Source organism: Terrabacter sp. Root85 (assembly GCF_001429185.1).
GTDB lineage: Bacteria > Actinomycetota > Actinomycetes > Actinomycetales > Dermatophilaceae > Terrabacter.
The window spans coordinates 916377-929966 of the sequence record NZ_LMIW01000001.1; the positions used below are offsets into that span (position 1 = coordinate 916377).

At 72.1% G+C, this 13590-nt stretch carries 17 protein-coding genes; 14 read left to right on the forward strand and 3 right to left on the reverse strand.

Features of this window, described 5'->3' with window-relative positions:
- The first annotated feature begins 49 nt into the window (after positions 1 to 49).
- From ASE25_RS04370 to ASE25_RS04390, 5 genes are all read left to right on the forward strand, one after another.
- A complete protein-coding gene (locus ASE25_RS04370; protein WP_056779232.1) occupies positions 50 to 439 on the forward strand; it encodes a hypothetical protein in 390 nt (129 codons plus the stop codon).
- Positions 436 to 1788: a hypothetical protein gene (locus ASE25_RS04375; protein WP_056823048.1), complete on the forward strand. Its 1353-nt coding sequence runs from the start codon at positions 436 to 438 to the stop codon at positions 1786 to 1788. Before ASE25_RS04370 ends, ASE25_RS04375 begins: the two co-directional genes overlap by 4 nt.
- A gap of 72 nt (positions 1789 to 1860) precedes the next feature.
- Positions 1861 to 2256 (forward strand): PPOX class F420-dependent oxidoreductase, encoded by a 396-nt coding sequence (locus ASE25_RS04380; protein ID WP_056823049.1) that lies wholly within the window; start codon positions 1861 to 1863, stop codon positions 2254 to 2256.
- Between the two features lie 62 nt (positions 2257 to 2318).
- Positions 2319 to 3275, forward strand: coding sequence for an oxygenase MpaB family protein (locus ASE25_RS04385; protein ID WP_056823885.1), 957 nt, complete (start codon positions 2319 to 2321; stop codon positions 3273 to 3275).
- Positions 3276 to 3457: 182 nt separating this feature from the next.
- Positions 3458 to 3976 carry a glycine cleavage system protein R gene (locus ASE25_RS04390; RefSeq protein ID WP_056823052.1) on the forward strand — a complete coding sequence of 173 codons (519 nt, stop codon included), beginning with the start codon at positions 3458 to 3460 and terminating at the stop codon, positions 3974 to 3976.
- Positions 3977 to 4274: 298 nt separating this feature from the next.
- On the opposite strand, the gene ASE25_RS04395 is transcribed toward ASE25_RS04390, so the two are convergent.
- From ASE25_RS04395 to ASE25_RS04405, 3 genes are read right to left on the reverse strand one after another with little or no spacing between them, the layout of a single operon-like run.
- Positions 4275 to 4703: a type II toxin-antitoxin system VapC family toxin gene (locus ASE25_RS04395; protein WP_056823054.1), complete on the reverse strand. Its 429-nt coding sequence runs from the start codon at positions 4701 to 4703 to the stop codon at positions 4275 to 4277.
- Positions 4700 to 4981 (reverse strand): type II toxin-antitoxin system Phd/YefM family antitoxin, encoded by a 282-nt coding sequence (locus ASE25_RS04400; RefSeq protein ID WP_200958966.1) that lies wholly within the window; start codon positions 4979 to 4981, stop codon positions 4700 to 4702. The genes ASE25_RS04395 and ASE25_RS04400 overlap by 4 nt, the downstream gene beginning before the upstream one ends.
- 14 nt (positions 4982 to 4995) lie before the next feature.
- Positions 4996 to 5502 (reverse strand): hypothetical protein, encoded by a 507-nt coding sequence (locus ASE25_RS04405; RefSeq protein ID WP_056779247.1) that lies wholly within the window; start codon positions 5500 to 5502, stop codon positions 4996 to 4998.
- Positions 5503 to 5669: 167 nt separating this feature from the next.
- Here ASE25_RS04405 and ASE25_RS04410 point away from each other — a divergent pair, with 167 nt between their 5' ends.
- The 9 genes from ASE25_RS04410 to ASE25_RS04450 all read left to right on the forward strand — a co-directional run bounded on the left by ASE25_RS04410 (position 5670) and on the right by ASE25_RS04450 (position 13495).
- Positions 5670 to 6173: a hypothetical protein gene (locus ASE25_RS04410; protein ID WP_056823057.1), complete on the forward strand. Its 504-nt coding sequence runs from the start codon at positions 5670 to 5672 to the stop codon at positions 6171 to 6173.
- 29 nt (positions 6174 to 6202) lie between these two features.
- Positions 6203 to 8131: a glycoside hydrolase family 15 protein gene (locus ASE25_RS04415; RefSeq protein ID WP_157623310.1), complete on the forward strand. Its 1929-nt coding sequence runs from the start codon at positions 6203 to 6205 to the stop codon at positions 8129 to 8131.
- A 66-nt stretch (positions 8132 to 8197) separates the two neighbouring features.
- The gene (locus tag ASE25_RS04420; protein WP_056823058.1) at positions 8198 to 8752 is read left to right on the forward strand and encodes an RNA polymerase sigma factor; all 555 of its coding nucleotides are present in this window, start codon (positions 8198 to 8200) and stop codon (positions 8750 to 8752) included.
- Positions 8749 to 9687: a hypothetical protein gene (locus tag ASE25_RS04425; RefSeq protein ID WP_157623311.1), complete on the forward strand. Its 939-nt coding sequence runs from the start codon at positions 8749 to 8751 to the stop codon at positions 9685 to 9687. Before ASE25_RS04420 ends, ASE25_RS04425 begins: the two co-directional genes overlap by 4 nt.
- The gene (locus ASE25_RS04430) at positions 9684 to 10583 is read left to right on the forward strand and encodes an ATP-binding cassette domain-containing protein (protein WP_056823065.1); all 900 of its coding nucleotides are present in this window, start codon (positions 9684 to 9686) and stop codon (positions 10581 to 10583) included. Before ASE25_RS04425 ends, ASE25_RS04430 begins: the two co-directional genes overlap by 4 nt.
- On the forward strand, positions 10583 to 11536 hold the full coding sequence (locus ASE25_RS04435) for a hypothetical protein (RefSeq protein ID WP_056823068.1): 954 nt from the start codon (positions 10583 to 10585) through the stop codon (positions 11534 to 11536). The genes ASE25_RS04430 and ASE25_RS04435 overlap by 1 nt, the downstream gene beginning before the upstream one ends.
- On the forward strand, positions 11533 to 12135 hold the full coding sequence (locus tag ASE25_RS04440; protein ID WP_056823070.1) for a hypothetical protein: 603 nt from the start codon (positions 11533 to 11535) through the stop codon (positions 12133 to 12135). The genes ASE25_RS04435 and ASE25_RS04440 overlap by 4 nt, the downstream gene beginning before the upstream one ends.
- 92 nt (positions 12136 to 12227) lie before the next feature.
- Positions 12228 to 12842: an isochorismatase family cysteine hydrolase gene (locus ASE25_RS04445; RefSeq protein WP_056823072.1), complete on the forward strand. Its 615-nt coding sequence runs from the start codon at positions 12228 to 12230 to the stop codon at positions 12840 to 12842.
- 98 nt (positions 12843 to 12940) lie between these two features.
- A complete protein-coding gene (locus tag ASE25_RS04450) occupies positions 12941 to 13495 on the forward strand; it encodes a hypothetical protein (protein ID WP_056823075.1) in 555 nt (184 codons plus the stop codon).
- The last annotated feature ends 95 nt before the right edge of the window (positions 13496 to 13590 follow it).

Here is a 13590-nt window from a genome sequence, read left to right on the forward strand (position 1 = left end):
GACGTCGACTCCAGCCCCGGCATCCACCTCGACCTCCACCCCAGCCCCCGTGCCGGACGCGGTCGTCCCGGGCGAGCTCGAGGGCACGTGGCGCAGCCTCGACCAGGGATCGGCCGAGGTGCTCTACACCTTCCGGCCCGACGGCCGGTTCGAGCGGGCGGAGGTCATGATGCAGTCGCGCTCGAGCGGCACCTTCGAGTTCGACATCGGCACCAAGGGCGTGGTCGACGTGACCGGCCCGACGCTGACGCTGACCCCGCAGGGCGGCGTGCAGACCCTCCACGACCCTGACTCGCCGTCCGGCAGCTACGACGGGCGCCCGCTCGACGACCTGTCGAAGGAGACGTACAGGTGGTCGCGGGAGGGAGAGAACCTCGTCCTCGTCGGCAGGTTCGGAGCGGTGACCTACGAGCCGATGACGCAGGAGGCACCCCGGTGAGCGGCCCCGACTCACCGGCCGAACGCGCCGCCGGCCGGCTGGACGGGTGGGCGGCGCGGATCCGCTCGAACCCGGCGCAGGTCGCCGTCTCGGTCCTCGTCGCGGCGCTGCTCGCCGGTGGCACGTGGCTGGCTGCCCAGGCGGGCGGCGACTGGCTGCAGTCGACGCGGCTCGAGACCCGCTCCATGGCCCTGACCGTCGAGGAGGTGCGTCACCTCTACCAGGACCAGGCTCCGGTCGCACTCGACCTCGCGCTGCTCGAGGTGCGCGCCGACGCCTACCAGGACGCGTCCGACGCGGTCACGTCGCGGGGTCTCGCAACGCCCGGCAGCCGGCTCGCGGCCGCGGAGGCGGCGACGCTGCGCAAGACCGCGGGCGAGCTCCGGGCCGGGCTGCAGCAGGCGGGCAGCTCCCTGCTGTCCGCGGACTACGAGCGAGGCGACCACGGGTATGCCGTGAGCTCGCGCCTCGCGGACGCGCTCACTTTGACGGGGGCCGACCCCCAAGGCGTCCAGGACGCCGTCGCCGACGGTGACGCCCGAGCGGCGTGGGCGTTGCGGCTCGCTGCCATGTCGGTCGTCGCCGCGGCCGCGTTCGTCGTCGTACGCACGGCGGGCCACCGTCACCGGGCGCAGGCGGCGACGGGCCCGCACGCCCAGGGCACGCCTGAGGGTGCCGACGACGTCGGGCTGGTGCCCCAGCCGTGGCAGGAGCGGACCCGGGCCCAGCGCCTGGCCGCCGGCGTCGCTCTCGTCGCGTGGCTGCTGCTGCCGGTCCTCACCGCGGCCCAGCTCGTGCTCTCGAGCGGGTCCGCGCGCGACGACGCCGAGTCGTCACGACGGGCGACGACGATCACGGGCTCGCTGCTCGCGAGCCAGCTCTACAGCTCGTTCGCGCTCCGGAGCCAGCAAGAGCAGGTGCAGCTCGGGATGCTCTCTCTCGCACGGCAGTTCGTCGCCGTGGGAGACGACGTGCCGGGCCAGCCCGAGCTCGCGAAAGCCGACGCCGCCGCGGCGGCGACGTGGGCGCAGGTCGCGGGCGCGATGACGGCGCCGCCCACCGAGTCCGACGGGGTCCCGGCCGACGTCGTCGCGATGGTGACGTCCGAGCCGGCGGACTACGACCGGCTCCTCGCCGCCCAGCACGAGGCGGTCGACTCCTCGCAGCGACGCGGCGACGCGGCGAACCTCATGACCCTCGGCCTCCTCCTTGCCGCGTTCACGGCGACGGCCGCAGCGTTGGCGCGACGCCCCGGACGGGCCGGCACGACCGCGACGACGACCGCGGCGCTCATGGCGGCGACGGCCCTCGCCATCGGCGTCGTCGCGGTGCTCCGCTCGCTCGCCTGAGGACGTCGCCGGGCACGTCCTCGACACGGGCTGGGAGCCGGCGACACGGCATACGCTGACGGCGTGAGCCCCATGCCGGACGACCTCGACGTCGTCAACGCCAACCGCTACGTGTCGCTGACGACGTTCCGCCGGACGGGCGCTCCGGTGAGCTCGCCCGTGTGGGTCGCCCGCGACGCCGGTGAGCTCGTCGTCATCACCGTCGACCCGAGCGGCAAGCTCAAGCGGCTCGCACACACAGCCCGGGTCGAGCTGCGCCCCTGCGACATCCGCGGGCGCGTGCCCGACGGGGCGCCGACGTATGCCGGCACGGCCGTCGTCGACCGCAGCCCGGAGGGCGTCGCCGCGGTCAAACGCGCCATGGGCCGCAAGTACGTCATGGCGCGGCTCGGTGACGCCCTGGCCGCGGTCACCGACCGGGTGCGGCCGCGTGGCCCGCGCGCCGGCATCCGCATCACCCTGGGCTGACGCGAACAAAGGTTGGACACGCCGTTTCCGCGCGCCGCTGACCTGCAGTTATGTTGTCGAGCATGAGTCCCACCGCAGGAGCCCGGCTGGTCCAGCGCCAGCTCGGCGTCATGCTGCGCAGCAAGGTCGCGGGCGATGATGCGCCCGACCGCGCGCAGCGGATCTGGGGGGCCCAGGGCGAGCGGTGGTTCACGCCCGCGGACCCGGTGTGGCGGGTGCACGCGGACGCCTCGATGTTCCCGGCGGGCGTGACGTCCCTGCTGCTCCAGATGCTCCACCCGATGGCGATGGCCGGGGTGGCCGGCCACAGCGGCTACAAGAGCGACCCGTGGGGGCGCCTCCAGCGCACGAGCCACTACCTCGCGACGACGACCTTCGGCACGATCGAGCACGCCGAGGAGGCCATCGCGATGGTCCGCTCGATCCACGAGCGGGTGCGCGGCAAGGACCACCTCGGGCGGCCCTACCGCGCCGATGACCCGCACCTGCTCACGTGGGTGCACGCCGCCGAGATCGACTCGTTCCTCCGCGGCTACCAGACCTTCGGCGACACGCCCCTGACCGATGCCGAGGCCGACGTCTACGTCGCGCAGGCCGGCATCCCGGCCGGACGTCTCGGCGTCATCGACCCGCCCGCCTCGGTCGCCGAGCTGCGGGCCGTCCTCGCGTCCTACCGTCCCGAGCTCGAGACGTCGCCGGCCGCCCGCGAGGCCGCACGCTTCCTCCTGCTCGACCCGCCACTGCCCTTCTACGCTCGTCCGGGCTACGGGACCCTCGCCTCCGGAGGCGTGTCCCTGCTGCCCGGATGGGCGCGCGAGATGCTCGGCATCCCCCTGCCCGGCGTCGTCTCGACGCTCGTGGCGCGGCCGCTCGGGCACCTCGGCACGGCGGCGGTGCGCTGGGGCATGGCCGGGCTCGCCGAGCGTCGCCCGTCCGACACCCCTCCCGACACCCCGTCGGGCTCCCCCAGACCCCCCGACGAGCCGGATGAACTCGTCGGGGCCCAGGCCGCCAGCTGAGCGGCCACCTTTTGACCGGGCCGGGTTGCACTCAAGAAGCGGGTGCACCCGGCCCGGCGCCTACCTCCTGACGGCGAGCCGCCGTCGTCGCCCCGATGGCGTATGCCGTGGGCCGCCTCATCGCGTGGCCTGACGTCGCGCGGCCTGCCGCGCGAGCGGGCCCCGATCAGTAGGCTGCGGATGTGCCCAGACTCGTGCTCACCGTCATCGGCGACGACCGCGCCGGCCTCGTCAGTGCCCTCGCGGACGTCGTCACCGCGCACGACGGCAACTGGGAGGACAGCCAGCTCGCCGAGCTGGCCGGCAAGTTCGCCGGCATCGTCGTCGTGGGTGTGCCCGGTGACCGGGTGGATGCACTGACGGCCGCGCTGGGCGAGCTCGACGGGCTGCTCGAGGTGGCCGCCCATCCGGGCGCCGACGCCTCGGGCGTTGCTGACGACGCCGACGCGCAACGGCTCACGATCGACCTGCTCGGCAACGACAGCCCGGGCATCGTCCGCGAGGTGTCGTCGGTGCTGAGCCGGCACGAGCTGTCGATCGAGACGATGACGACCGGGACGCGGGAGGCGCCGATGGCGGGCGGGCTGCTCTTCGAGGCGCACGTTGTCGTGCGGGTGCCGGGCGGTTCGGACTCGGCGGCACTGCGGGCCGACCTCGAGCGCCTCGCAACGGAGCTGCTCGTCGACATCGCCGTCGCCTGACGGGGGCTTGCCTGAGGCCCTGGCCGCGGCGACTGTGCATTGGGTCATCAGGTGACTCAGCGCGGCGTGGCGGCTGCCCGGGGATGACGATGGGGCCCGCCTCGCGATGCGAGCTCGGGCCCCGTGACGGTTCACGTACCACAACGGGCCAACCGCCGAAGTCTGCGTCGTCGGTGGACGACTCCCTCCAGTGGAGACCCGCGCACGCGCCCGAATGTCCGAATTCGTGAGACCTTGCGGGACTCTTGTCGGGCTCTTGCGGAAGCGGACGGCATACGCCCTCTGTGCGTCTGGCGTCCTACGTCGCGGCGCCGATGTCGCAGGTCGCGAGGTGCGCCTGCCAGGTCGCGAGCAGCGAGCGGTCGCCCGAGGCGGCCAGCCCCTCCTGCCCGACGACCATGAGGGCGGTGGCGGCATGGACGGCGTCGTAGCCCCGGAGGCCGTGGGCCGAGGCCAGGTCGGCTGCACGCCTGGACAGTCGGTCGTCGACGACCACGAGGTGCATCTGCCCGGTCAGCTCGGCCAGGTGGTCGAGCAGCTCGGTGTGCTGAACGGCGCTGATGCGACCGGAGTGTCGGGCTCGCCACAGGGCGGAGGCGGCCTCCGGTCGCAGGGCCACGGAGGAGACGACGTCGTCGGCGTCGTCCCAGAGCCGCCGGCACCGGGCCGAGGTGGGTTCGGCGACGAGCAGGGGCACGAGGGCCGACGTGTCGAGGTAAAGGATCACCGGCTCTGGTCGCCGACGAGGTCGCCGATCCCACCGTCGACCGCGAGGGGTTCGGGTGACGGACGCTTGGGGTGTGCGCGCGTCGCGAGTCCCTCATCGAGGAGGGTCTCGAGGGCCGTGCGGCCGGACAGCGGGCGGATCTCGGCGACGGGTCGACCGCGGTCGGTGATGACCAGCGTCTCGCCCGCTCGGGCACGGTCGACGTACTCGCTCAGCCGGCTCTTCAGCTCACGGATCCCGACCTGTTGACCGCCCATGGTGACCACCTCATGGGTCATTGTAGTCACTTTGATCACCAGCCTGACGGATCACCGGCGACGAGAGTCTCGGTGGTGATGACGTTGTCGACGGCACGGATCAGGTAGAGCTCGCGCGTGTCCCCACGCTCGGCCGCGATGACTCCGTTGACGACGTGGTCGAAGGTGAAGTCCTCGAAGTCAGCCCGTGCGCCGCGGGCCAGGCCGTCGGGGCCGAGGAAGTGGCCGACGAGGTGCTCGAGCCACGGCACGGCGTGGTTGGACTTCTCGACCTCACGCCAGTGCAGGCAGCACCCTTCGACACAGGGGACCCAGTCGCACATCCCCCACGGGGTCAGGATCTCCGGATCGCTCAGCGGCGCAACGCCCCTGCCCGAGCCGCGCGCTCGTTCCGCTCTCTCGGCTCGCGGGTTCAGAGGGACGTCGTAGCCGTGCTCTCGCGGGTCGATGAGCTCGGCGTAGGCACGGAGCCACTCGATCTCCGGCTCGCGCAGACGCGGCCTGATGTCGAGTCGCCCGAGATAGTGCGTGCTGTATCCCATCGGTCCTCCGTGCCGGTCGCAGAAGCAAGTAGTGGTGGAGCCGAGCCAACCACCGCGAAGCGCTCGTGGGCGGGTGTCATCCACAGGCGAAGAGCGACCGCTGTGCGGCGGCGCGCTGCTGGGGACAACCTCGACGGGAACACCCAGTTCGCTGGCACGGTCGAGCCATGACCAGATCTCGTGAGCGTTGGGAGCTCGAGGACCCAGAGCTCGTCCTGCAATCCATCGACGACGTGTGTCCGCTCGTCTCCGGTCGTGTCGTGGTCGCGGCCCTGGAGCTCGAGACCCAGGAGGTGGTTGGCGCCTCCGTGGTGCCGGATCCGACCGAAACACAACCGTGCTGGGACCCGTATGACGCAGGTGCGCGGCTGCGCAGTGTCGCGGTCGACCTCGTCCCGGAGCCGAGAAGCACGCCGCGGGGCTGGAGGCCGATCACGCACCTGCTGGTGACAGTCGTGTGCCGCGAGGGCCGGGTCATCGACACCATCGCCGAGCACCGATGGTTTCAGGCGTGGCGCTACAGCAACCACCTCACCAGTGCGATCGATGGTGACGTCTACGTTGTGACTCCTCACGGCTGGACGGGCGTCATGGACCAGCGCGGAGGCCAACTGCCTCGGCTCCGCCCGCGCCTCGCCGTAGCCGTGAATCGGTCGACACGGGTCTTGTGATGCCGGCGGGTGCCGAGGATTCTGAGCACATGGACGCATCTGCTGACGTCGCGACCTCGCACGCCCCGACGCGCACGACAGGCTCGCCGGGGCCGACGGGCCACGTGAAGGCGGTCCCGATCGCGGACTACGGGTTCCTGTCCGACGGTGAGGTGACAGCCCTCGTGGCGCCGGGCGGCGACGTCGACTGGATGTGCCTGCCGCGGCTGGACTCGCCGAGCGTCTTCGGGGCGGTGCTCGGGCGGCACTCGGGGCGCTTCCGGCTCGGGCCGTCCGACGTCAGCGTGCCGACGGCGCGGCGCTACCTGCCGGGCACGATGGTGCTCGAGACGAGCTGGGGCACCCCGACGGGCTGGATCATCGTCCGCGACGTGCTGCTCATCGGGCCGTGGCGCCACGACGAGGACGTGTCACCGAAGCACCGGCGCACGCCGATGGACTACGACGCCGAGCACACGCTGCTGCGGACGATCCGTTGCGTGTCGGGCGAGGTGCAGACGGTGATGGAGTGCGAGCCGGTGCTCGACTACGGGCGCCAGCCGGTGACGTGGGACTACACCGACCTGGGCTACCACCAGGGCCGAGCGACCGGCGCGGGGTCGGACGTGGTGCTCACGCTGACGACGGACCTGCGGCTCGGCTTCGAGGGTGGGCAGGCTGCTGCGAGAACGCTGCTCAGGGAGGGCGACGTCCGCTACATCGCGCTCTCGTGGGGTGAGAAGGCGCCTCCGACCGACTTCGGCCAGGCGTACCAGCGGCTCGTGTGGACGGCCCACCACTGGCAGCACTGGCTCGCGCGCGGCCGTTTCCCCGACCACCCGTGGCGCGGCTACCTCCAGCGGAGTGCCTTGACGCTCAAGGGACTGACGTATGCGCCGACGGGTGCGATCGCTGCCGCGTCGACGACGTCGCTGCCGGAAACCATTGGTGGGGAACGGAACTACGACTACCGCTACACGTGGATCCGCGACGCGACGTTCGCCCTGTGGGGGATGTACTCGCTGGGGTTCGACTGGGAGGCCGTGGACTTCTTCTCGTTCATCGCCGACATGGCCGAGCGCGACGAGGACTTGCAGATCATGTACGGCATCGGCGGGGAGCGTGAGCTGCCGGAGTTCGAGCTCGACCACCTGCCGGGGTACGCCGGGTCGCGCCCCGTGCGCATCGGCAACGCCGCGCACTCGCAGGTGCAGCACGACGTCTGGGGCGCGCTGCTCGACTCGGTCTACCTCCACTCGAAGGTCGCCGACCACCTCGACGGGCGCATCTGGCCGATCCTCGGCAAGCAGGTGCGGACGGCGCTCAAGCACTGGCGCGAGCCCGACGCCGGCATCTGGGAGGTGCGCGGGGAGCTCAAGCACTTCACGTCGTCGAAGATCATGTGCTGGGTCGCGGTCGACCGCGGCGCGAAGCTCGCGTCGATGATCGGGGAGGACTCTCAGGCCGCGGAGTGGGAGCTGGCCGCCGAGGAGATCATGGCCGACATCCTCGAGCACGGGGTCGACGAGCGTGGGGTGCTGACGCAGTACTACGGGTCGTCGGCGCTGGACGCCTCGTTGCTGCTGGCGCCGCTGGTGCGCTTCCTGCCGCCGGACCACCCGGTGATCCGAGCGACGGTGCTGGCCATCGCGGACGAGCTGACCGTCGACGGGCTGGTGCTGCGCTATCGCGTCGACGAGACGGACGACGGCTTCTCCGGCGAGGAGGGGACCTTCACGATCTGCTCGTTCTGGCTCGTGTCGGCGCTGTCGGAGATCGGCGAGCACAAGCGGGCGCACGAGCTGTGCGCGAAGCTGCTCTCGTTTGCGGGGCCGCTCGAGCTGTATGCCGAGGAGATCGACACCCACACGGGGCGCCACCTCGGCAACTTCCCCCAGGCGTTCACCCATCTGGCCCTCATCAACGCGGTCATGCACGTCATCGCCACCGAGACGGGCGGCGAGCTGCCTCCCCGCTGACGCCCCGCACCGCGCTTCGTCGCCATACCGAGAACCGATCGGGCCCTCCGGGTCGACAGTAGAGATGTGTCACCGCTCGTCGCTCCCGACGACCAGAGCCTCCTCGAGGCGCTGGCCTCCGGGGACGTCGGCGCCCTCGAGAGGCTCTACGAGCGTCACGCACCGTGGCTCTCGGTCCGGCTGATGCGGCGCTGCAACGACCGTGAGGTCGTGGCCGACGTGCTCCAGGACACCTTCGTGGCCGTGTGGCAGGGGGCCCGGCGCTACCAGGGGACGGGCGAGGTCGGCGCCTGGATGTGGGGGATCGCGATCCGGCGGCTCGTCAGCCGTCTCCGGTCGCGCCGGGACGTCGTGCTCCTGCGCGACCCGGGGGCATCCGGCACTGCCGCGCCCACCGCCGAGGACGAGCTGCTCCTCGGCGTCGAGTACGGCGATCTCGGTCGGGCGATGGCCGCCCTGTCCCCCGAGCTGCGCGCCGTCATGCAGGCGACCGTGCTCGACGGCCTCACCACCCGGGAGGCCGCGCGACTGCTGGGCATCCCCCAGAACACCGTCAAGACGCGGGCCCACCGCGCGAGGGCGCGCCTGCGGGCGAGCCTGCTGGAAGGAGCCTCGTCATGAGTACGAGCCACGTGCGGCCGGACGACCTGCGTGCGTGGGTCCACGGCCACGCTGACGCCGTCACGTCGATGTCGCTGGAGCAGCACCTCGTGCGGTGCCCGCAGTGCCAGGCGAGCGTCGCCGCCGAGCTGCCACCGATGGCGTATGCCGTCGGCTCCCTTCCCGGGGTCACGCCGCTTTCGGAGGCGGTAGGTCTCGAGCAGCCTGGGCCACCAGCGCTTTCCGAGGTTCCGGACGCACCGGACCTGCCGGACCTGCCGGACCTGGCGGCCGTCTGGACCGCCGTGCGCGACGAGATCGAGGTGCCACGTGTGTCGCTGCTGGAGCGGCTCCTCGCGCGGCTCGGCCTTCCGCCCGGCGACGCGATGCTCGTGGCCGCGGCGCCGGCGCTGCGCGGATCCTGGATCTGCGCGGTCGCCCTCGCCGTCGCCTTCGCGGTCGGTGGGGCCGTGGCCGCGCGCAACGGCAGCGTCATGATCTTCCTCGTCGTGGCGCCGATCGTGCCGGTGCTCGCCGTGGCGACGGCCTTCGGCCCCGAGGGCGGGCCGGCGCTCGAGCAGGAGAGCTCGGCGCCGTACCCGCTCGCTCGCCTGCTGCTGCTCCGGACCGCCGCCGTGCTCCTCGCGGCGCTCCCCGTCGTGCTCGTCGGGCAGTTCGTCTTCCCCGAGTCGGCGGCGTGGGTGTGGCTCCTCCCGGCGCTGGGCTTCACCGCGGCGGTGCTCGCCCTCTCGACGTGGTTCGGGCCGTGGCGCCCGGCGAGCGCCATCACCGTCGCCTGGGTCTTCGCCACCGGCGCGGCCTCCCGCCTCGACACGATCTGGGCCGTCTTCGCGCCGCAGTACCTCGTCCTCTACCTCCTCATGCTCCTCATCGGGCCGCTCGTCCTCGTCCTTCGAGCCCGGCGACTCGGCACGATCGGAAGGATCGCGTCATGACCACAACCGGCTCGACCCCGGTCTCCCTGCGCGGTGTCACCAAGCGCTACCGCTCCCTCGCGGCCCTCGACGACGTCGACCTCGACCTCGGGCCCGGCATCACCGGACTGCTCGGTCCGAACGGCGCCGGCAAGACGACGATGCTCCGCGTCATGGCGACGGTGCTGCGGCCCGACGCCGGCGAGGTGCGGCTCCTCGGCCGCGACCCGAGCCAGCCGGATGCCCGCACCGAGGTCAGGCGGCGGCTCGGCTACCAACCGCAGGAGCTCGGCTTCCCGCGCGGGTTCTCCACCTTCGCCTTCGTCAACTACATGGCGGTCCTCAAGGAGTGGGCCGACCGTGGGACTCGCACCACGGAGGTGAGACGGGTGCTCGACCTCGTCGGCCTCGGCGACGTCGCTACGAAACGCATCAGTCGGCTCTCGGGTGGGCAGCGGCGCCGGGTCGCCCTGGCCCAGGCCCTGCTCGGCACACCGGAGCTGCTGGTCCTCGACGAGCCGACGACCGGGCTCGACCCCGAGCAGCGCGCGTCCTTGCGTGGCGTGCTCGCCGACATCGCCGCGACGTCCACCATGGTCATCTCGACGCACCAGACCGAGGACGTCGCCGCACTCTGCCGCCGGGTCGTCGTGCTCGATGCCGGGCGCGTGCACTTCGACGGCACGGTGCCCGAGCTCGTGTCGCTCGCAGCCGGACGGGTCTGGATGGCCGCGGCCCCGGATGCCGCGGCGCAGGCGTCGTGGCGCACCGCGTCCGGGCGCTATCGCAACGTCGGGGAGTCGGTGCCGAGGGGCGCCGAGCTCGTCGAGCCCAGCCTCGAGGACGCCTACCTGCTGCTGCGGGGCGCCACCGCCCCCACGTCCGCTGACGCCACGACCTCGGCGGAGGTGGCGTGATGACCACCACCCCGCAGGACGCCCTTGCCGTGACGACCGCCCTCGCCCCGCATGGCGGCTACCGCAGCCCGTTCGCCGCGCTCGCCCGCATCGAGGCATGGCGCTTCGCCCGACACCCGATGTTCCTCGTGGGCACGGCGCTCGGCGTCGTCTTCACGGCCATGGCCCTCAACGAGCAGGCACACCAGGTCACCAGCGACTCGCTCAGCCTGCCCGTCGTCGCCCTGACGGTGGGGGTGGCCTCGATGATCACCGCCTACCACCTGACGCGGTCCTTCCACAGGGCCGGCGAGCTGCTCGAGGCGTCGCCCACCTCCGTCACCACCCGGACGGCCGCGCTCTGCCTGATGGCTGGTGTCCCTGCCCTCGTCGCCTCGGCGTGGCTCGTCCTCTACTACGCCATCGGCCCGTCGGCGTTGAGTGCGCCGGAGTGGATGTACGGCCCCTTCTCGCCCGCAGCGGTCGCGACGGTCCTCGTGCAGAACTCGATCGCCTGCTCCGTCGGCGGGACCCTGCTCGGCGTCGCTGCCGGCCGGTGGTGGCGCTTCCGCGGCGCGTCAGCCGTCCTCGTGCTGGCGGTGGTGGTGTGGACCTTCGGCGTCCTCGGCGTCTTCACCAACACCGAGTCAGCACCAGCTGAGTGGTACCGCTGGGTCAGGCTGTTCGAGCCCCTCGGCATCTTCACTAACGCAGCGCAGGGTTACGTCGCGGTCACCAGCCTGACCGGGTCGCCGGCGTGGTACCTCGCGTGGACCCTCACGCTCTGCGGCCTTGCCGCCCTGGCCGCGTTGCTGTGGCGGTCGGAGGGTCGGACGCGGCGGCGTCTCGTCCGGATCGGCGTGGTCCTCGTCGCCCTCTCCGTCCTCACCTACGGCTTGGCCTCCGCCGGCGGGCTCAGCGAGCCGGTGCGCTCCTACCCCGACGGCCACAGCGTCGTCCTCGTCTCGAAGTGAACGCGACTCGCACGCTCGGGCCGGCAGCGGGCATCCCGTGGCGGCCCGTGGCGGCCCTGACTGTCGCCGGGCTGCTCCTCGTCGGGGTCGCGGCGACGTGGACCACCAGCGCCGTCGCGGGCACCACGCTGGTGGTGGGCGTGGCCGCCCTCGCCGCGGCGACGGCATACGTCCTCGACGAGGCGGCAGCCGAGGCAGTGGGGGCCGCGCCCACGTCACTGTGGAGGCGCAGCCGAGCCCGACTCGTCGTCGCCGGAGGGGTGCTCGTCGCGGGGTCGATGGGGGTCGCCGCTCTGGCGGTCAGGAGCGGGTCGAGCGCTCGGTTCGGCGTCATGGTGTGGCTGACAGGCTGTGTGCTCGTGGCCGTCGCCGCGGCCGCCGGCCTGCGTCGGAACGTGCCCGAGCCCGGGGACGCGGTCGGTGGCGCACTGCTGACGGTGGTCATCGCGCTGGCCGTCGTGAACCCGCTCTCGCGTTGGGTCGACGTCTTCCCGAGTGAGCCGGACGCACGGTGGGCAAGCTCGTTCGTGCTCTGGGGTGGCGTGGGCGCCCTCTGCCTGGCGGTGCTGACGCGCGCGACCCGGGACCCGCTCGCCTGACGAGTGGCGGTGCTGCTGTTCGATTCGCCGGTGGCGATGGGCCGTCGAGCCGTAGCGTGCACCCAGGGGCCGAGGCGACCGGAAGGCGCACCATGATGCAGTTCGAGGTCGACCCGCGCCGGATGGCCCTGCTCACCATCGACGTCCAGAACGTCTTCGTCGAGATCGGGGCGGACGCGCGCGCCGTGGTCGAGCGCATCAACCGCCTGGCGGAGGTATGCCGTGTGGCCGGCATCCCGGTCATCCACGTGCGGCACGCGGTGCCTGCGGACGCCGATCTCGGGATCCTCGGGGAGATGTTCCCGCCGGTGCGGGAGGGGATGCTCGACCGCACGTCCCGCACCGCCGCGTTCCACGAGTCGCTCGTCATGGACCCGTCCGACCACGTGCTCGAGAAGCCGCACTTCGGCGCCTTCCACGACACCGACCTGCTGACTCGGCTCGAGCTGCTCGGCGTCGACACGATCATCATCACCGGGATCGAGACGAACGTCTGCTGCGAGACGACGGCGCGCGAGGCGATGGTCCGCGACGTGCGCGCGTTCTTCATCAGCGACGCCACGACCACCGGCGGGGTGCCGGGGATGGAGGTCGCCGAGGTGCAGCGCGCCTCGCTGGCCACGGTCGGCACCTTCTTCGCCCAGGTCGCCACGACCGACGAGATGATCGACTGGATCGGTGCTGCGTCTGAGTCCACCGAGCGATAAGCGGTTGGCTCGTCGGTGGGTGGGGTGACGGCCGCCGAGGCGAAGGGTGGAGACTGGGGGTTCGGCGACTGCACCACGAAGGAAGCGGATGACTGCCCATGTCTGACCAGGAGACGTTCGTGACTCCGAAGTTCGCCCAGCCCTACTGGGCGAAGCACGCCTACGAGGTGCTCGTGGAGACCGCGGGTCGCTACAACGCCGTCATCACCTACTCCGAGCTCGCCGAGGAGGTCCAGCGTCGCTCGTCACTGCGGACCAAGTCGCAGATGCGCAACTGGATCGGTGCTCTGCTCGCCGATCTGGTCAAGGTCAACCACGTGCGCAACGAGCCGCCGCTCGCGTCACTGGTCGTCCGCAAGGACGACGGCCAGGTCGGCGCCGGCTACGACGAGGCGCTACGTGTCGCCGGCGAGGCCCCGATCACCGACCCGCTCGAGCGCGAGAACAGCGCGGCCGCCGCGCGACTCGAGTGCTACCGCCACTGGGGAGCCGACGTGCCTGCTGACGCGGTGCCGACGCTGACGGCCAAGGCGCGGGTCGTTCGGGCGAGCACGCCGCGTGCGACTGCGGCCACTGAGGCTCGCCGCGGCGCGGTCTGCCCGACCTGCTTCATGGAGATGCCCGTCTCCGGCCCCTGCCCCAACTGCGACTGAGTCGACCAGACCGCCGCGGGAGCCCGTCAGCGGTGCGTGCGGCGGTCGCAGCCTGCGATGCCTTCGCCCGCGACGCGGGAGAAGACGTCATGCGC

Bases quoted from the DNA above. Each gene is read 5' to 3' on its own strand.
- ASE25_RS04380 (WP_056823049.1), top strand. From the start codon at position 1,861: ATGCCGGACGACCTCGACGTCGTCAACGCCAACCGCTACGTGTCGCTG.
- ASE25_RS04385 (WP_056823885.1), top strand. From the start codon at position 2,319: ATGAGTCCCACCGCAGGAGCCCGGCTGGTCCAGCGCCAGCTCGGCGTC.
- ASE25_RS04400 (WP_200958966.1), bottom strand. From the start codon at position 4,981: ATGACCCATGAGGTGGTCACCATGGGCGGTCAACAGGTCGGGATCCGT.
- ASE25_RS04405 (WP_056779247.1), bottom strand. From the start codon at position 5,502: ATGGGATACAGCACGCACTATCTCGGGCGACTCGACATCAGGCCGCGT.
- ASE25_RS04410 (WP_056823057.1), top strand. From the start codon at position 5,670: ATGACCAGATCTCGTGAGCGTTGGGAGCTCGAGGACCCAGAGCTCGTC.
- ASE25_RS04415 (WP_157623310.1), top strand. From the start codon at position 6,203: ATGGACGCATCTGCTGACGTCGCGACCTCGCACGCCCCGACGCGCACG.
- ASE25_RS04425 (WP_157623311.1), top strand. From the start codon at position 8,749: ATGAGTACGAGCCACGTGCGGCCGGACGACCTGCGTGCGTGGGTCCAC.
- ASE25_RS04430 (WP_056823065.1), top strand. From the start codon at position 9,684: ATGACCACAACCGGCTCGACCCCGGTCTCCCTGCGCGGTGTCACCAAG.
- ASE25_RS04435 (WP_056823068.1), top strand. From the start codon at position 10,583: ATGACCACCACCCCGCAGGACGCCCTTGCCGTGACGACCGCCCTCGCC.
- ASE25_RS04445 (WP_056823072.1), top strand. From the start codon at position 12,228: ATGATGCAGTTCGAGGTCGACCCGCGCCGGATGGCCCTGCTCACCATC.
- ASE25_RS04450 (WP_056823075.1), top strand. From the start codon at position 12,941: ATGTCTGACCAGGAGACGTTCGTGACTCCGAAGTTCGCCCAGCCCTAC.